Annotated in this window: 19 protein-coding genes; 10 read left to right on the forward strand and 9 right to left on the reverse strand. The window is 72.0% G+C overall.

Annotated elements, in window-relative coordinates:
• Positions 1-40: 40 nt before the first annotated feature.
• From B9O00_RS19000 to B9O00_RS19010, 3 genes are all read right to left on the reverse strand, one after another.
• Positions 41-1,027, reverse strand: a complete 987-nt coding sequence (locus tag B9O00_RS19000; protein WP_085124284.1) for a FecR family protein — start codon at positions 1,025-1,027, stop codon at positions 41-43.
• Positions 1,028-1,092: 65 nt separating this feature from the next.
• Positions 1,093-1,593, reverse strand: a complete 501-nt coding sequence (locus B9O00_RS19005) for an RNA polymerase sigma factor (RefSeq protein WP_085124285.1) — start codon at positions 1,591-1,593, stop codon at positions 1,093-1,095.
• Positions 1,594-1,742: 149 nt separating this feature from the next.
• Positions 1,743-2,276: a carboxymuconolactone decarboxylase family protein gene (locus tag B9O00_RS19010; protein ID WP_085124286.1), complete on the reverse strand. Its 534-nt coding sequence runs from the start codon at positions 2,274-2,276 to the stop codon at positions 1,743-1,745.
• 141 nt (positions 2,277-2,417) lie between these two features.
• Between B9O00_RS19010 and B9O00_RS19015 the strand changes: the two genes are divergently transcribed.
• Positions 2,418-2,990 (forward strand): TetR/AcrR family transcriptional regulator, encoded by a 573-nt coding sequence (locus B9O00_RS19015; RefSeq protein ID WP_085124287.1) that lies wholly within the window; start codon positions 2,418-2,420, stop codon positions 2,988-2,990.
• Positions 2,991-3,027: 37 nt separating this feature from the next.
• Here B9O00_RS19015 and B9O00_RS19020 read toward each other — a convergent pair whose 3' ends face one another.
• Both B9O00_RS19020 and B9O00_RS19025 read right to left on the reverse strand, forming a co-directional pair.
• Positions 3,028-3,516 (reverse strand): GFA family protein, encoded by a 489-nt coding sequence (locus B9O00_RS19020; protein WP_085124288.1) that lies wholly within the window; start codon positions 3,514-3,516, stop codon positions 3,028-3,030.
• Positions 3,517-3,626: 110 nt separating this feature from the next.
• Positions 3,627-4,106: an anthrone oxygenase family protein gene (locus B9O00_RS19025; protein WP_085124289.1), complete on the reverse strand. Its 480-nt coding sequence runs from the start codon at positions 4,104-4,106 to the stop codon at positions 3,627-3,629.
• A 98-nt stretch (positions 4,107-4,204) separates the two neighbouring features.
• On the opposite strand from B9O00_RS19025, the gene B9O00_RS19030 reads away from it, so the two are divergent.
• The gene (locus B9O00_RS19030) at positions 4,205-4,858 is read left to right on the forward strand and encodes a TetR/AcrR family transcriptional regulator (protein ID WP_085124290.1); all 654 of its coding nucleotides are present in this window, start codon (positions 4,205-4,207) and stop codon (positions 4,856-4,858) included.
• Here the strand turns inward: B9O00_RS19030 and B9O00_RS19035 are convergent.
• Positions 4,855-5,532: a winged helix-turn-helix transcriptional regulator gene (locus B9O00_RS19035; RefSeq protein ID WP_085124291.1), complete on the reverse strand. Its 678-nt coding sequence runs from the start codon at positions 5,530-5,532 to the stop codon at positions 4,855-4,857. The two genes, B9O00_RS19030 and B9O00_RS19035, sit on opposite strands and share 4 nt — an antisense overlap.
• Before the next feature lie 101 nt (positions 5,533-5,633).
• Between B9O00_RS19035 and B9O00_RS19040 the strand changes: the two genes are divergently transcribed.
• From B9O00_RS19040 to B9O00_RS19060, 5 genes are all read left to right on the forward strand, one after another.
• A complete protein-coding gene (locus B9O00_RS19040) occupies positions 5,634-6,053 on the forward strand; it encodes a YciI family protein (RefSeq protein ID WP_085124292.1) in 420 nt (139 codons plus the stop codon).
• The gene (locus B9O00_RS19045; protein WP_085124293.1) at positions 6,050-6,784 is read left to right on the forward strand and encodes a DUF899 domain-containing protein; all 735 of its coding nucleotides are present in this window, start codon (positions 6,050-6,052) and stop codon (positions 6,782-6,784) included. The genes B9O00_RS19040 and B9O00_RS19045 overlap by 4 nt, the downstream gene beginning before the upstream one ends.
• A 16-nt stretch (positions 6,785-6,800) precedes the next feature.
• Positions 6,801-7,208, forward strand: coding sequence for a VOC family protein (locus tag B9O00_RS19050; protein ID WP_085124294.1), 408 nt, complete (start codon positions 6,801-6,803; stop codon positions 7,206-7,208).
• A gap of 260 nt (positions 7,209-7,468) precedes the next feature.
• Positions 7,469-8,923, forward strand: a complete 1,455-nt coding sequence (gene gatB, locus B9O00_RS19055; RefSeq protein ID WP_085124295.1) for an Asp-tRNA(Asn)/Glu-tRNA(Gln) amidotransferase subunit GatB — start codon at positions 7,469-7,471, stop codon at positions 8,921-8,923.
• Positions 8,924-9,169: 246 nt separating this feature from the next.
• Positions 9,170-10,120 carry an alpha/beta hydrolase gene (locus B9O00_RS19060; RefSeq protein WP_085124296.1) on the forward strand — a complete coding sequence of 317 codons (951 nt, stop codon included), beginning with the start codon at positions 9,170-9,172 and terminating at the stop codon, positions 10,118-10,120.
• Here B9O00_RS19060 and B9O00_RS19065 read toward each other — a convergent pair.
• Entirely contained in the window at positions 10,117-11,040 is a 924-nt protein-coding gene (locus tag B9O00_RS19065) for a transglutaminase family protein (RefSeq protein WP_085124297.1), read from the reverse strand. The two genes, B9O00_RS19060 and B9O00_RS19065, sit on opposite strands and share 4 nt — an antisense overlap.
• 152 nt (positions 11,041-11,192) lie before the next feature.
• Complete coding sequence (locus tag B9O00_RS19070) at positions 11,193-12,545, reverse strand: FAD-dependent oxidoreductase (RefSeq protein WP_159460264.1); 1,353 nt, start codon at positions 12,543-12,545, stop codon at positions 11,193-11,195.
• Positions 12,546-12,684: 139 nt separating this feature from the next.
• Here B9O00_RS19070 and B9O00_RS19075 point away from each other — a divergent pair, with 139 nt between their 5' ends.
• The 3 genes from B9O00_RS19075 (at position 12,685) to B9O00_RS19085 (ending at position 15,380) form a co-directional block, all read left to right on the forward strand.
• A complete protein-coding gene (locus B9O00_RS19075; protein WP_085124299.1) occupies positions 12,685-13,722 on the forward strand; it encodes an ABC transporter substrate-binding protein in 1,038 nt (345 codons plus the stop codon).
• Positions 13,723-13,786: 64 nt separating this feature from the next.
• Positions 13,787-14,554 carry an ABC transporter ATP-binding protein gene (locus tag B9O00_RS19080; protein ID WP_085124300.1) on the forward strand — a complete coding sequence of 256 codons (768 nt, stop codon included), beginning with the start codon at positions 13,787-13,789 and terminating at the stop codon, positions 14,552-14,554.
• Entirely contained in the window at positions 14,547-15,380 is an 834-nt protein-coding gene (locus B9O00_RS19085) for an ABC transporter permease (protein ID WP_085124301.1), read from the forward strand. Before B9O00_RS19080 ends, B9O00_RS19085 begins: the two co-directional genes overlap by 8 nt.
• A gap of 132 nt (positions 15,381-15,512) precedes the next feature.
• Here B9O00_RS19085 and B9O00_RS19090 read toward each other — a convergent pair whose 3' ends face one another.
• Positions 15,513-16,709 carry a mandelate racemase/muconate lactonizing enzyme family protein gene (locus B9O00_RS19090; RefSeq protein WP_085124302.1) on the reverse strand — a complete coding sequence of 399 codons (1,197 nt, stop codon included), beginning with the start codon at positions 16,707-16,709 and terminating at the stop codon, positions 15,513-15,515.
• Positions 16,710-16,731: the final 22 nt, after the last annotated feature.

Consider the following 16,731-nt stretch of genomic DNA (forward strand, 5'->3'; position numbering starts at 1 on the left):
GGTGCGGCACCGTAAGGAAAAATCCTCGGGGCGGTGCCGGTCAGTAGAGCAGGGTCGCGAAGGGCGGCAGGGCGAGGCGGCGCGCGTCGAGCTCGGCGGCGATGATCTCGAGCGCGCCGTCCAGGCGCGCGATCTCGAAGACGCCGCTGACGCGGCGCCCGGCGAGGGCCGGGTCGAGCAGCAGGATGCGGTCGCGGCGGTGGCGGTCCAGCGTCGCCACGGCCTCGGCCAGCGGCACGTCGTCGAAGACCAGCCGGCCCTCGCGCCAGGGCGCCACGGCGTCCGGCGTCACGCGGGCGACCGGGCCGAGACCGACGGCGGCCGAATAGGCGACCCGCTCGCCCTCGGCCAACACGACCCGCGGCGCGGCTCCGCCGGCCGCCGGTGCGGAGACCGCGACCCGATGCTCCAGCACCGTCACCGTCGTGGCCGCGGCGCCAAGCGAGACCAGGAAGCGCGTGCCCAGGGCCTCGGCCTCGCCGCCGGCGGCGCGCACCAGGAAGGGACGCCCGCCCGCCGCTGCCGCAGGCGCCGCGGTGAACAGCGCCTCGCCCGCCAGGAGCTCGACCGCGCGCCGCTTGCCGTCGTAGCGCAGGGCCAGCGCCGTGCCGCTGTCGAGCTCGGCCTGGCCGCCGTCGGGCAGGCGGACGCTGCGCCGCTCGCCCGGGCCGGTGCGGTAGTCGGCGATGAGCGCGGTCACCGGGTCGCCGAGCCCGTAGGCGCCGAGGCCGGCCGCCAGGACCAGCCCGGCTGCGAGACCGCCGAGCAGCCGGCGTCGGCCGATCCAGGGCGCGGCGTCGTTGGCTGCAGGCGGCGGCGCGACGCGGCCCAGCTCCCGCCAGGTCGCCTCGGCGTCGGCCAGGGCCTCGGCCGCGGCCGGATCGCCGGCCAGCCAGATCGCGAGCGCCCGGCCGGCGCCGGCGTCGAGCGGACCGCCCTCGATCCGCACCTGCCAGGCCGCCGCCTCGGCCTCGATCCGGGCGCTGCGTCCCGGCCTGTGGGCGGGGTGCCTCGGCTCTGCTGTCACGCCGCTTCCTCTCCTGTCGCTCGAAGATAGGACGTTCGAGCGGGCCGGATCCGTTACCCTGCCGGTCAATTCCGCCGCGCCGCGCGCATGGCCTGCTGCAGGGCGCGGGCCAGGTGCTTCTGCACCGAGCTCTCGGAGATGCCGAGCCGGGCGGCGATCTCCAGGTAGGTCAGGCCCTCGACGCGGTTCAGGCGGAAGATCTCGCGGGTCCGCGGTGGCAGCCGGGCGAGGGCCTGCTCCAGGCGCTGCAGCCGCTCGCGCGCGGCGAGGGCGCGCTCGACGTCCGGCGTCTCGTCCTCGACGGCGGCGAGCCGCTCGGCCGGCACCGCCTCGGTGCGGCGCCGGGCCTCCTGCCGGAAGTGGTCGAGCGCGAGGTTGCCGGCGATCCGGTAGAGATAGGCGCGCAGGTTGCGCGCGCCGGCCTCGGGCGGCTGCTGGACGAGCCTCAGGAAGGCGTCCTGCAGCAGGTCGGCGGCGAGGGCCGGGCAGCCGGTCCGGCGGTTGAGGTAGAGCTCGAGGGCGCGGCCGTGGGCCTGGAACAGCGCCTTCAGATCCCGCTCCGCCACGTCCCGCCCGTCCTGCCCCGTCCGCCGTCGCCGTCCGGGCGCAAGCTAGAGAGAATGAGAATGAATCGCAATATCGATCGCGCGAGACAGGGAGAGGGGGAGCGGCCGCCGGCACCGGGAAGCGCAGCGCCGGTGACCGCTCCGGCCGCTCACGGACGGACCGGGGGAAAATCGATGTCCGTGTGCGCGACGTTGTTGATCAGGTTGGTGAAGAGGTTGAGGGCGACGTTGGCGACCGTCTCGGTGACCGCGGCGTCGTCGAGACCGGCGGCGCGGGCCGCCGCCAGGTCGGCGTCGGCGAGCCGGCCGCGGGTCTCCAGGATGCGCTGCGACAGGGTCAGGATCGCCTGGACCTTCGGATCCGCCGCCTCGCCCCTGCAGTGTCGGCCGATCTCATCGGCCGGGACCTTGAGGCTGCCGGCGATGAAGCTGTGCGCCGCGGTGCAGTAGTCGCAGCCGTTGACCCCGGCGACGGCCAGCGAGATCGCCTCGCGGGTCTTCGGCGCGAAGCCGCCGCCGGCGACCGCGCCGGAGAAGGCGAGGTAGCCCTCCAGCACCGCCGGCTGGTTGGCCATGACGCGGGTGATGTTGGGCGTCGCGCCCATCTTCTTCTGCACGGCCTCGAGCAGCTGCTTCGTCTTGCCTTCGGCGGCGGCGGGATCGACCTGGGACAGGCGGGCCATGGGGATTCTCCTTTGTTACGGACCGTTCGGTCCTATTGCGGGTCCGGAAAAGGCCGCGCTTGCGGCCGGTGAGTGGGATCTATATGTTACCGACCGGTCCGTCAAGTTGTGGCCCGATCACGAGACTGCGAGGAGGAGCCGATGCCGCGCCGCCGATCCTTCGAGCCCGAGGAGGCTCTCCGGTCGATCATGGAGGCCTTCTGGGCCGGGGGCTACGAGGGCACCTCGATCCAGGACCTGGAGGCCGCGGCCGGCCTCAAGAAGCAGAGTCTCTACCGCCTGTTCGGCGACAAGCGCGGCATGTACCTGGCGGCGCTCGGACTCTACGAGCGCGAGCAGTTCGCCCTGGCCGAGGCCGAGCTGGGCGGCGAGGGCACGGTGCGCGAGCGCTTCGAGCGGCTGCTCGACGGCGTGATCGCGCGGGCGACCGAGCAGGGCGACCGGCGCGGCTGCCTGATCTGCAACGCGAGCGTCGACCAGGCGGCGCTCGACGCCGCGACCGGCCGCGAGGTGACGGCGATGCTGGCCCGGCTCGAGGCGATGTTCGAGCGCTCCCTGGCCGGCGCCGCGCTGTTCCGCGGCGGTCCGGCCGGGCGTCGGCGCGCCGCCCGCAAGCTGCTCGCCGGCTACGTGGGCCTGCGCGTGCTGGTCAAGACCGGCCTGCCCGAGGCCCTGCTGCAGGACGCCAAGGAGGCGCTGCTGGAAGGGCTGTAGACGGGGCGGCAGGCGACGGGAAGCGGGGCCGCCGCTCTCAGGCGGGCCGGCCCCGCAGGATCGCGAGGCGCTCCAGGCTCTCGGCGGGCCAGCAGGTCTTGCGGTCGTAGTAGACGGGCACCGCCAGGGCGTCGGGCGGCAGCACCACCCAGGGCTGGTTGGACTCCGTGAAGATGTGGATGTCCGGCGGCAGCAGGTCGGGGTTGTCGAGCGATCCGACGCGCACGAAGGCGACCTTGGCGCCGGCGCCCGAGTAGTGGCTCCAGACGGCGATCCGGCAGGTCGGGCAGCGGGCGATCAGCTGGCCCTTGCCGCTCTCCGAGGGCGTGTCGACCAGCTCGGGCTCGGCGCCCAGCAGCTCGACGCGGTCGGTCTCGATCATGGCGTTGAGCGCGAAGGAGGCACCGGTCTCGCGCTGGCACCAGCGGCAGTGGCAGCAGTGCACGAACAGCGGCCTGCCGGTCAGGCGGTAGCGCACCGCCCGGCAGTCGCAGCCGCCCTCCGCCGTGAAATCCCCCTCGGCCATCGCTTCTTTCCTCCCCTCGGTCGTTCATCCTGCCGGTCGCGCAGCTTAGCCGCGCCCCCGTGCCGGGGAAACCGGACAGAACGGAACAGGACCATTGCTGTCCTCGCCGCCTACCGCAGGGCCAGGGTGAAGGCGGCCGCGGCGGCCAGCGAGGCCGCGGTGCGGACGTGGTTCCACAGGCTCCAGGCCGGCTGGAAGCGCTGCCAGAGCGCCGCCGCCTCGGGGCTCGTGGGATCGAGGCCCGCGAGCTGCTGGTTGAGCGGCACGTTGCCAGCCATGGTCACGACGATGCTGCCGGCGAGGTAGAGCAGGCCGCCGGCGAGCAGCCAGAGCGCGCCCGGCGCCTTCAGGTCGAGCAGCGCGACGATGCCGAGCGCCAGGCAGGCGGCGGCCGTGCCGAAGAAAGCGCCGAAGAACCAGGGATTGAGCACCGCGAGGTTGATCGACTGCATCGCCGCGATGCCCTGCGGCGCCGGCAGGCGGCCGAGCGCGCCCATCACGAAGCTGGAGAAGGCGAAGAAGATGCCGGCGACCAGCCCGCTGCCGAGCGCCGCGACCAGGGCCAGGCCGCCGAAGAACCCGCTGCTCATGGCTTGCTCTCCAAGAACGTGAGTGATACTCATATTTGCGAAACGTGATAATCCCTCGTATTTCTGGAGTCAACGGAACTTGCCCGAGCCGCTCCGCCTTGTCCGACGCTCCTGCCGAGCCCTTTGCCGATCCCGGTGCGCCCGCGCTGCGCCGCCGGCCGAGCCAGCGCCGCAGCCGGGAGCGGGTCGAGCGGATTCTCGCCGCGGCGGTCGCGCTGATCGAGGCGCGCGGCAGCGACGCCCTGCGCATGAGCGAGCTGGCCGAGCGGGCCGGGGTCTCGATCGGCTCGCTCTATCAGTACTTCCCGGACAAGGCGGCGGTCGTGCGCACCCTGGCGGAGCGCTACAACGAGGAGGGGCGGGCCTGCATCGCGGCGGAGCTGGCCGGAGTGCGCGACGCCGAGGGGCTCCGCCGGGCCTTCGGCGGCCTGATCGACACCTACTACGCCCTCTTCCTGGCCGAGCCGGTGCGCCGCGACGTCTGGTCGGCGACCCAGGCCGACCCGGCCCTGCGCGCCTTCGAGCTGGCCGAGAGCCGGGCCAACGCGGCGATCGTCGCGGCGGTGCTGGCACGCCTCGATCCCGCGGCGGCGCCCGAGGCCCTCTCGGCCTCAGCCCTGACGGTCATGCAGCTCGGCGAGGCGGCGATGCGGCTCGCCGTCTCGGTGGAGCGCGCCGAGGGAGACAGGCTGGTCGATGCCTACAAGCGCATGGCCCTGGCCGAGCTCGCCCGGGCCGCGGTGGCGCGCTAGGCGGGGTCGGCCGTCGCCGGCGCCGGAGCGGGCAGGGGGAAGAGGCCGAGGAAGCGCGCCGCCAAGTCCCGGTCGCCGGTGACCGTCAGCGCGCCCTCGGCCAGGGCCTCGTCGAGGGGGCGGCCGCCGTAGGCGACGGCGGCGAGCGCGTCCGGGCTGCCGGCAATGACGGCGTCGGGCCGCTCGGCCTCGCCGGGCAGGAGCGCCAGCCGGCCCTCGGCGAGGCGGGCGCGGAAGTGCTGCTCGCCGAGGCGCAGCTCCAGCGTGCCGGCGAGGCCGCGGGCCCTGTCGGCGTCGACCATCGTGCGGAACGACAAGATCAGCGAGCTGGCGCTCATCGGCAGGTCGCGCGGCCTGGCCGGCGAGCGCGCGGCCCAGCGGCCGAGCGCCTGGATCGCCGGCTCGAGCTCGCGGCCCCAGTCGGTCAGCGCGTAGACCCGGGCGGCGCCCGGCGGCGGCAGGCGCCGGCGCACCACGATCGAGGCGCGTTCCAGCTCCGAAAGCCGCTGGCTCAGCACGTTGGGGCTGATGCCGGGCAGGCCGGCGCGCAGGTCGGTGAAGCGGCGCGGGCCGAGCAGCAGCTCGCGCACGACCAGCAGGGCCCAGCGCTCGCCGACCAGGTCGAGGGCATGGGCGGCGGCGCAGCCGTCGTCGTAGTGGCGCTTGCCGGCCATGGCGCCCTCCGTTCACTCCTGACCTGCAATTTACCGGTTGCCTTTCAGGAGTTGCAGAATATAGCTTGATATCAACATATCGAATCCGAGGAGGAAAGGCCATGCGTGTCGTCGTTCTGGTCAAGGCGAGCAGGGGCAGCGAGGCCGGCGAGCTGCCGAGCGAGGAACTGCTGACGGCCATGATGGCCTACAACGAGGAGCTGGTGGAAGCCGGCATCATGCAGGCCGGCGAGGGCCTGAAGCCGAGTGCGACCGGCGTGCGTGTGGGCTTCGACGGCGACAGGCGGAGCGTGCGCAAGGGCCCCTTCACCGAGTCGAACGACCTGGTCGCCGGCTTCTGGCTCTGGAAGGTCTCGTCGATGGACGAGGCGGTCGAGTGGCTGAAGCGCTGCCCGAACCCGCACGACGAGCCGACCGAGGTCGAGATCCGCCCGCTCTTCGAGATCGAGGACTTCGGCGACAACGCGACCCCCGAGGTCCGCGAGCAGGAGGCGCGCCTGCGGGCGCAGACGCAGGGATGAGCGCCAGGCAGCCTCACGAGACAGCATCGCGCGAGGACTGGCTGGCGGCCCGCAAGGCCCTGCTGGCGGAGGAGAAGGCGCTGAGCCGGCAGCGCGACCGCGTCGCCGCGCTGCGCCGGGCCCTGCCCTGGGTGCCGGTCGACAAGGACTACCGCTTCGAGGCGCCGGAGGGGCCGCTCGGCCTGACCGAGCTCTTCGAGGGCCGCAGCCAGCTCGTCGTCTACCACTTCATGCTGACGCCGGGCAGCGACCACATCTGCCCCGGCTGCTCGTTCCTGTCCGACCATGTCGACGCGGCGCGCCAGCACTTCGAGCAGGCCGACCTCTCCTTCGCCGCCGTGTCGCGCGCGCCGCTCGCCCAGATCGAGCCGGTCAGGAAACGCATGGGCTGGACCTTCCGCTGGGTCTCCTCCTTCGGCAGCGACTTCAACGTCGACTTCGGCGTCTCCTTCAGCGAGGCCGAGGTCGCGGCCGGGGCGAAGCGCTACAACTACGGCTCTGGCACGGCCTGGCACGACCTGCCGGGCGCCAGCGTCTTCGCGCGCGGCGACGACGGCCGGATCTACCACAGCTACTCGACCTATGCCCGCGGCGGCGACCTGCTGATCGGCGCCTTCAACTGGCTCGACCTTGTGCCCAAGGGCCGCAACGAGGCGACGACCATGAGCTGGGTCCGGCTGCACGACGAGTACGAGACCAGCCGCGACACCGGCTGCTGCGGCAGCCACTGAGGAAAGGAACGCACCGATGTCGAGAAAGATCTTCGTCAACCTGCCGGTCAGGGACCTGCCGCGCGCCATGGCCTTCTTCGAGGCCCTGGGTTTCCACGTCAACCGCCAGTTCACCGACGAGACGGCGGCCTGCCTGGTGATCAGCGAGGAGATCTACGCCATGCTGCTGACCGAGGCGAAGTTCGCCGGCTTCACGCCCAAGGCGATCGCCGACGCCGGCAAGGTCACCGAGGTGCTGACCTGCCTCAGCTGCGACAGCCGGGAGGAGGTCGACGACCTGACCGGCAGGGCGCTCGCCGCCGGCGGCCGGGAGCCGCGGCCGCCCCAGGACCACGGCTTCATGTACGGCCGCTCCTTCGAGGACCCGGACGGCCACATCTGGGAGCTGGTCTGGATGGATCCGTCGGCGATCCGGGCGGAGTAGGGGAAGCGCCGCCGCCGCTCACACGTTCCCTCTCCGCCCCGGGGGGCGGAGAGGGTCAGGGAGAGGTGGGGCGAGGCGACGGTGACATTGGCGCCGGTGGAGCGGTCGAGCATCCCCACCTCTCCCCGGCCCTCTCCGCCCCAGAGGGGCAGAGAGGGAGTCTGTCGCGGCTGCGTTGTCGGCGCGACCGTTCACCTCGGCGGCGTTTGGGTGTAGATGACGGCCCAGGACGACGACTGCAGCCAAGGGACGAGAGCGCGATGAGTCTGATCGAGGGCGAGACCGGCAGCTGGGAGATGGTCATCGGGCTGGAGGTCCATGCCCAGGTCATCTCCGAGTCCAAGCTCTTCTCCGGCGCCTCGACGCGCTTCGGCGCGGCGCCGAACAGCCAGGTCTCGCTGGTCGACGCGGCGATGCCCGGCATGCTGCCGGTGCTGAACCGCGCGTGCGTCGCCCAGGCGATCCGCACGGGCCTCGGCCTCAAGGCGCAGATCAACCTGACCTCGGTGTTCGAGCGGAAGAACTACTTCTACCCGGACCTGCCGCAGGGCTACCAGATCAGCCAGTACGAGAAGCCGATCGTCGGCAACGGCACGCTGACCATCGACCTGCCCGACGGCTCGACCAAGGATGTCGGCATCGAGCGGCTGCACCTGGAGCAGGACGCCGGCAAGTCGCTGCACGACCAGGATCCGCTGCATACCTACGTCGATCTCAACCGCTCGGGCGTCGCGCTGATGGAGATCGTCTCGAAGCCGGAGATGGGCTCGGCCGAGGAGGCCGGCGCCTACGTGCGCAAGCTGCGCTCGCTGCTGCGCTACCTCGGCACCTGCGACGGCAACATGGAGGAGGGCAGCCTGCGCTGCGACGTCAACCTGTCGCTGCGCCGGCCCGGCGGGCCGCTCGGCACGCGCACCGAGACCAAGAACGTCAACTCGATCCGCTTCGTCCAGCAGGCCATCGAGGCCGAGGCGCGCCGCCAGCTCGAGATCCTCGAGTCCGGCGGAACGGTCGTCCAGGAGACGCGGCTGTTCGACCCCAAGCGCGGCGAGACCCGCCCGATGCGCTCCAAGGAGGAGGCGCACGACTACCGCTACTTCCCCGATCCCGACCTGCTGCCGCTCGAGCTGGAGCCGGCCTGGGTCGAGGAGCTGGGCGCCGGCCTGCCGGAGCTGCCGGACGACAAGAAGGCGCGCTTCCTGGCCGACTACGGCCTGTCGACCTACGACGCCTCGGTGCTGGTCGCCGAGCAGGAGAACGCCGCCTTCTACGAGGCCCTGGTGAAGGGCGGGAAGAAGCGCGACCCGAAGCTCGCCGCCAACTGGACGATCACCAACTACTTCGGCGCGCTCAACGCCTCGGGCGAGACCCTGGAGACGGCGCCGGTCGACGCCGACAAGCTGGGCGGCCTGCTCGACCTGCTGGCCGACGACACGATCTCCGGCCGCCAGGCCAAGGAGGTCTTCGAGGCGATGTGGGAGAGCGGCAAGGACGCCCTGACCATCGTCGAGGAGAAGGGCCTGAAGCAGGTCTCCGACGCCGGCGAGCTGGGCGCCGCGGTCGACAAGGTGATCGCCGACAACCCGGCCCAGGTCGAGAAGTACCGCGAGAACCCCAACGTCATCGGCTGGTTCGTCGGCCAGGTCATGAAGGCGACCCAGGGCAAGGCCAACCCGGGCATGGTCAACAAGCTGCTCAAGGACAAGCTGGGGTAGGGTCGGGGTCTCGCCCGGCGTCCCCCTCACCCTCCCGCTTCGCGGGCCCCTCCCTCTCCCCGAAGGGGCGAGGGAAATGACGGGGCGCCCATGAATTCCCTCGCTCCGCGGGGGAGAGGGTGCCGAGCGGAGCGAGGCGGGTGAGGGGCGGCACGGGCCTCGCCCCGCTTCGGCCTTCGCCGTAACGCCCGCGCCACGACAGCGCCTTTGATCGCCCGGTCCCGAACCGACGGAGCGATCCCGCCGATGATGCCCCAGCCCAAGCTCGACCCGCGCGAGAGCCACCATCTCGTGCCCAGCCACCATCCCGGCCTCCGGCTGTTCCTGCGGCACCTCGGGCCGGAGCGGCCGGCACCCTCGCCGCGGGTCGTGCTCTACCTCCACGGCGCGACCTTCCCCTCGGCGCTGTCGATCGCGCACCGCTTCGACGGCCGGTCCTGGCGCGACTCCCTGGTCGCCGCCGGCTTCGAGGTCTGGGGCCTCGACCTCCACGGCTTCGGCGGCTCGGACCCGCAGCCGGAGCTGGCCCTGCCGGCCGAGGTAGGCGAGGCGGTCGGGCGCGCCGACGATGCGGTACGCCAGGTCGAGCGGGCGGTCGCGTTCATCGCCGCCCGGCACGGCGTCGGGCGGGTCTCGCTGGTCGCCCATTCCTGGGGCACGATGGCCGCCGGCCGCTTCGCCGGCTGCCGGCCGGAGCGGGTCGAGCGCCTGCTGCTGTTCGGGCCGATCGCGCGACGGAGCGGGGCCGCCGAGGCGCCGCGCCTGCCGGCCTGGCGGCTGGTGACCGTCGAGCAGCAGTGGCAGCGCTTCGTCCAGGACACGCCGGCCGGCCAGGCGCCGGTGCTGCTGCGCCGCCACTTCGAGCCCTGGGCCGAGCGCTGGCTCGACAGCGACCCTCAGAGCCGGGCCCGCACCCCGCCGGCGGTCAGGGTGCCGGCCGGGCCGGCGCAGGACATCGCGGAGGCCTGGGCGGGACGCCTCGCCTGGGATCCCGGCCTGGTCCGGGCTCCGACGGCGATCCTGCGCGGCCGCTGGGATTCGCTCTCGACCGCTGCCGACGCCCGCTCGCTGCTCGAGGCGCTCTCGGCCGTACCCCAGAAGCGGGACCTGGCGATCCCGGACGGCGGCCACCTGCTGCACCTGGAGGAGGGACGGCACGCGCTGCACGCCGCGGCCGAGGCCTTCCTGCTCGGCTAGTCGGCCTCGCCCATCTCGCGGGTCACCTCGACGGTCACCGCCATCGTCGCCTGCGTCGCCTCGGGGCCGCGGAAGCTGCCGCTGATCGGCCGCGCCTGCTCGGGGGTGCGGGTCGTCGCGACCCGGACCAGGTCGCGGCCCGCGACGATCAGGTTGGTCGGGTCGAACTCCAGCCAGCCGGCGCCGGGCACGAAGACCTCGGCCCAGGCGTGGGTGGCGCCGCCGCCGACATGGCCCCCGGCCTGCCCCCCGGCCTGCCCCCCGGCCAGCCCGTCGTCGCCGCTTTCGAGCGTCGCGTCGTGCAGGTAGCCGGTGACGAAGCGCGCGGCGAAGCCGAGGTCGCGCGCCGCCTCCATGAACAGGAAGGCGAAGTCCCGGCAGGTGCCCTCGCCGCGCTCCAGGGTCTGGCGCGGGCTCTGGGTACCCAGCGCCTCGCGCCGGCTGTAGGCGAAGCCGTCGTGGATCGCCTGGCCGAGGGCGTGCAGCAGGTCGAGGCTGGAGCCGGGCAGCTGCGGCAGGGTCCGGGCGCGCCAGCCCGCGACCAGCTCCCGCTCCTCGGGATGCTGCAGGGCGATCAGCGGCGCCAGGTCGACCCGCTCGTCGTCGCGGTAGGCGAAGGGGTAGGGCTCGGCCGCCTCGGCGAAGGTGACCAGCGGGTCGTCGAAGACGTAGCGGCGCACCAGCAGGTCGTTCTCGATGACCAGCTCCTCGGTCTCGCCCTCGAAGAAGGCCCGGGCGATCGAGTTGCCGAAGGTGTCGAAGGACCAGCGCACCAGCGCCGGCGGGGTGATGCGCAGGCCGGCCTCGAGCAGCCGCAGGTCGTGGCCGTCGCGCGGCCGGATCATCAGGCGGTGCTCGCCCAGCGTGACCGGGCGGTCGTAGCGGTAGCGGGTCTCGTGGCGCACGCGGATGACGGTCATCGTCGGGGTCCGGTCGGGGCTGGGCTGCAGGCCTGCGGGACATGGGGACGCGGCACCCGGAAGTCAGCCTTCCGGGGCCGGGCGGCAGGCAGGTCCCGGGCGCAGGGCGCCAGGTGCAGGGCCCCGGGTGCTGGGCGCCGGATCCCGCTGGCTCAGCCGGCGCTGTGGGCCTCGGGGCCGCTCTCGCTGGCCAGCCGGTCGAGCCAGGGATCGCGGGTCTTCTCGACCAGGTTGGCGGCCAGCCGGCCCTGCAGGGCGGCGATGTCGAGCTGGTGCACCGAGCCGCCCCGGACCTGGTGCAGCGCCTCGGCGGCGGCGCGGCCCATGGCGAAGCAGGGCCCCATGACCCGGACCGAGGCCAGGGCCGCCGGCTCGGCGTCGATGCAGCGCCCGGCGACGACCACGTTGTCGAGGCCCTTCGGCGTCATCGCGCCGAACGGCAGGTAGTGCAGGTGCTCGTTGCCGAAGACCTCCCAGTGGGTCGTCTCGACGGTCGTGTGCAGCTCGATCGGCCAGGTGCAGCGCAGCACCCGGTCGGCCGGCGCGGCGCCCTCGCGCACCGCCCGGACGGTCAGGCGGCTGGCGCCGACGATCGTCCGGGTCTGGCGGATGCCGGCCTGGCCGTAGTGCGCGACCCGCGCCCTGCCGTAGGCCTCGGGGAACTCGTCGCGGAACAGCGCCAGCAGGGCGTCGACCTGGCGCTTGCCCTCGATGCCGGCGAGCGCGAGGCCGACCGCGTCGAGCGGCGTCTCGACGTGGGTCAGGTTGAGGTTCACCCGGCCCTCGCCGACCGGGAAGATGAAGCCGTCGAAGCGGACCAGGCCGAACTCGGCGCCGCGCCGCTTCATGGCGTCGTGGTAGGTCGCGCGCGGCCAGTCGGCGCAGAGCCCGGTGTCGACACCCTCGAAGAGCGCCATGACGGTGCCGAGGATCGGCTCGTCGGCGGTGCCCATCTCCAGGTCCGAGAGCCAGGGCACGACGGCGTCGCCCGAGGCGTCGACGACGCCGCGGGCGCGGACCTCGACGTCGCCGAAGCGCGTCGCGAAGGCGAGGGCGGTGACCCGGCCGCCGTCGCGCGCGACGCCGCGCAGCACGGCGCCGAGCAGCGGCGTCACGCCGGCCGCGGCGACCTGCCGCTCGGCCCAGCGCTGCCAGGCGTTGATCGAGTAGTCCAGGATGACGGTGTTGCGCGCCCGCCGCGGCGCCGCCTCGCCGGCCGCCGTCAGCTCCGTCAGCAGGCCATCCATCACGCCGTGGACGACGCGCACCGGCGCCGGCCCGTTGGTGTAGAGCCCGCACAGCGTGCCCAGCGCGGCGCTGATCGCCTGGCCGCCGAGCTGCGGGGCGGCGTCGGCCAGCACCACCGTCTCGCCCAGCCGGCGCGCCTCCAGGGCCGCCGACAGGCCGGCCGCGCCCGAGCCGACGACGCAGAGGTCGCACTCCAGGACGCGGGCGCCGGCGTCGCCGCCGCGCCGGATCGGCTTGATATCGGGAAACCTGACCAACGGGACGCCTCCTCCGCGACATTTTCTTTCCGTGACTGGTTGCACTTTGAGCATAGTGCTGGCCATCTCTCAACGCCGCCGGCCGGCGGCGTCGAGCCAAGAAACCGCCGAATCGGGAATCACTGGGGAGGAGTTCATCATGGAACAGACGGCAGGTCGCCGATGGTCCCGGCGCGCGGCGCTGGCGGCCCTTACCGGAGCGGTCGCGCTCGCCGGCCTCGCCGCGCCGGCGCATGCCGAGGACAAGATCGTCCTGGGCGCGCTGCGCTTCACCTCGCACGCGCCGAGCTTCATCGCCTACGAACGCGGCTACTTCAAGGACGAGGGGCTCGACGTCGAGCTGAAGTTCTTCCAGGCCGCCCAGCCGATCGCCGTGGCCATCGCCTCGGGCGACGTCGACTTCGGCGTCACGGCCCTGACCGGCGGCTTCTACAGCCTGGCCGACAAGGGCGCGGTCAAGGTCGTCGGCGGCCTCTACGCCGAGAAGCCGGGCGTGCCCGGCATGGCGATCATGGCCTCCAACCAGGCCTGGGAGGCCGGCCTCAAGTCGCCGGCCGACCTCAAGGGCCACAGCTGGGCGATGACCCAGCAGGGCTCGTCCTTCCACTACGTCGCCGGGCAGATCGCCGCGAAGTACGGCTTCGATCTCTCGGACATCGCGCTCAAGCCGCTGCAGAAGGTGCCGGCGATGATCGCCGCGGTGAAGTCCGGCCAGGTCGACGCCATGGCCATGGTGCCGCACGTCGCCGTGCCGCTGGAGAAGGCGGGCGCCGCCAGGATCATCGGCTGGGTGCGCGACCTCGGGCCCTGGCAGGTCACCACGATCTTCACCTCGACCGGCAACGTCGAGAAGCACCGCGACCTCGTCGAGCGCTTCCTCAAGGCCTACGAGAAGGGCATCGCCGACTACCGCGCGGCCTTCCTCGACCCCAAGGCCGACCCGGCCAAGAAGCAGGCGATCGTCGAGATCATCCACAAGTACGTCTATGCCGACAAACCGCTGGAGGCGGCGGCGCCCTCGATCGAGGCCGGCGCCGTCTACATGACCGAGGGGGCGGCGCTCGACATCGCCGACATCGCCAAGCAGCTCGCCTGGTTCCAGAAGCACGGCCTGGCGCCCGAGAGCCTGACCCTGGACAAGATGGTCGACACCAGCTTCGTCGCGACGACGAAGTGACCGGGCGGCGGAGGGGCCGGTCGCGGTCCTTCCGCCTCTCCGGCGGCGCGAAGGGGCCGGCGCGATGGACCTGAGGCTGCGCGGCATCACCCACTTCTACGGCGATCTCGAGGTGCTGCGCGACGTCGACTTCGGCGTCGAGGCCGGGCAGATCGTCTGCCTGATCGGCCCCTCGGGCTGCGGCAAGTCGACCCTGCTGCGCCTGCTCGGCGGGCTGGAGCGGCCGGCCCACGGCGAGATCCTGCAGCTCGGCGCGCCGCCGGCCGGCAGCCTCAACCCGCTGACCTACGTGTTCCAGGACTTCGCGCTGCTGCCCTGGCGCACCGCCGCCGGCAACGTCTCCCTGGTCCTCGAGGACCATCCCCTCTCGCGCCGCGAGCGCAGCGAGATCGTCGCCGACGTGCTGGCCCGCACCAAGCTCAGCGAGTTCGCCCAGGTGCTGCCGCGCCAGCTCTCCGGCGGCATGAAGCAGCGCGTCGCGATCGCCCGCGCCCTGGCTGTGCGGCCGGCCTGCCTGCTGATGGACGAGCCGCTCTCGGCGCTCGACAGCCAGACCCGCGAGCTGCTGCTCGACGACCTCGTCGAGCTCTGGCTGCGCGAGCGCTTCACCGCCTGCTACGTGACCCACAACCTCGCCGAGGCGGTGCGCCTCGGCCACAAGGTCGTGGTGCTGTCGCGCCGGCCCGGCCGGATCCGCGAGATCGTCGAGATCGACATGCCGCTGGAGCAGCGCAAGCACGCCCTGGCCGAGCTGCAGGAGCAGCAGAGCCGGCTCTGGGAGCTGATGCGCGAGGAGGCGATGGCCGCCGACCGGGAGCTCGCCGATGTCTGACGAGGCGCTCGCCGAGCGCGGCGCCGCCGGGGCCGCGGCTCCGGTCGCGCGCCCGGTGCCGTTCCGCGGCGGCGGCTTCGCGCCGCGGCCGATGCGCCTGGTCGGCCTGGTGCTGTTCCTGGTGCTGCTCGGGCTCTGGGAGCTCGGCTCGCGCACCGGCTGGATCGGCCCGCTGGTGCTGCCGGCGCCGACCGCGGTCTTCGAGGCCTTCCGGCAGCTCGTGGTCAGCGGCCAGATCTGGCTGCACCTCGGCGCCTCGCTGCAGCGCCTGCTGCTCGGCTGGTTCGGCGGCACGCTGCTCGGCCTGCTGGTCGGCCTTGCCGCCGGCCTGTTCTCGATGGCCCGCGCCGGCGTCGTGCCGCTGGTCGCCGCGCTCTTCCCGATCCCCAAGATCGCCCTGCTGCCGCTGTTCATCATCTGGTTCGGCATCGGCGAGGAGTCGAAGGTCGCGACGATCCTGTTCGGCACCTTCTTCCCGACGGTCATCGCGGTCTACGGCGGCGTCGACAACGTCGACCGGAATCTCATCCGCATGGGCCAGTCCTTCGGCCTGTCGTGGCTCTCGATCGTGCGCAAGATCGTGCTGCCCGGCGCCCTGCCGGCGATCCTCTCCGGCTTCCGGATCTCGGCGGCGATCGCCATCATCCTCTTGGTCGCCGCCGAGATGATCGGCGCCGAGTACGGCATCGGCGCCTACATCCTGCTCGCCGGCAACCTGATGGCGACCGACCAGCTGATCGCCGGCGTCGCCATCCTCTCGATGCTGGGCCTGGCGGTCAGCTGGCTGCTCGGGCGGGCGGAGCGGTATTTTTTGAGGTGGCGGTGAGGGGGGCTCCCGAACCACGGCGGTCCTTCCCGCATGGCGCGGCCCAGGGCCCCAAGCAGCCTATTCTTCTCCTTAGGGGTGGCGCGTCGAGTGCGTCTTGCCGGCGGGCGGCGGTTGGAATCGGCCAGGCCGTCACAGGTCCGACAACGCTTCGGGCATCCAGTGCCTGGTCTTGCGACTGGCCTTGAAAAAGCAGCGCCCGTATCTCTCGAGGTTTTCGAGATTGATCTCGAACCCCAATCCGGGGCTCTGCGGCATCGCGAACCAGCCGTTTTCATGCAGGAACGGCCGCGTAAAGATGAGATCGCGGGCTTCCGGTATCCATCCGGGAGGGGAGACCGGGTATTCAAACAACGCCTCACCCGCAAATCCGCTGGCGGCAAAGACATGCGCGTTGACGATGAACCCGAAACCGTTCGACCAGCAGTGGGGCGTGAATTTCAGCCCCTCCTGCCGGCACAGAGCCGCGACCTTGAGGCACTGTGCGATCCCACCTGCCCACATGGCGTCAGGCTGATAGATGTTGTAGCAGCCCATCTTCATCATCCGCGCGAGCTCTCTATGGCCCATGACTTGAAGCTCGCCACCGGCAACGGGAACCCGGGAGTAGGTCGTCAGCCTGGCGATTTCCTCGTGCCATTCGCCGAACAGCGGCTCCTCCACCCAGGCGAGCCCGACATCCGCGGCCGCATCCACGAAGCGTTTGGCGCGCTCCAGTGACCAGAGCGGCGCATCGCCGTTCTGCGTCAGGCGGAAGGCCTGATTGCAGTCGACCGAGATCTTCATCCGCCCCTCCATGTGGCTTGCGACATCGGAAATACGTTCGATATCGACAGCCTCATCGAAGTCGTGGACGCGAATCTTCATCGTGTCGAAGCCTTCGGCAAGCCGGGCTTCGGCTTCCTCGCGCCGTGCCTGGGGATCCCGAAGCTCGCCGGACGACGCATAGAGCCTTATGCGATCGTCGGTCCCGCCAAGCATCCTGTAGAGCGGCAGGCCGGCGGTCTTCGCCTTGATGTCCCAGAATGCGGGTTCGAGCCACCAATTGAAGTTGCCACCCGCAGCCATGATCTGGATCCGCTCGGCCAGCTTTTCGATATCGCCGGCGTCCTGACCGAGAAAGAGATCGGCAAGCAGGTCGCCGAGCCCGGCGCGTTCACGCCCGGCCGCAGGAAAGCCGCTCCACCCCTCGACACCGTCATCGGTGATGAACCGGACAATGCACATCGAAACATGGGTCCGGATCGTCCCGGGTATCCACGATGGCGCATGCGGTGCCGGCAACGGTGTCTTCACAAGATGGAGTTCGACGTGGTCAAGCGCTTGCATGTGCGGTCCTCTGACGGGAGAT

The sequence above is a fragment of the Tistlia consotensis USBA 355 genome (assembly GCF_900177295.1).
Taxonomy (GTDB): Bacteria; Pseudomonadota; Alphaproteobacteria; order Kiloniellales; family DSM-21159; genus Tistlia; species Tistlia consotensis.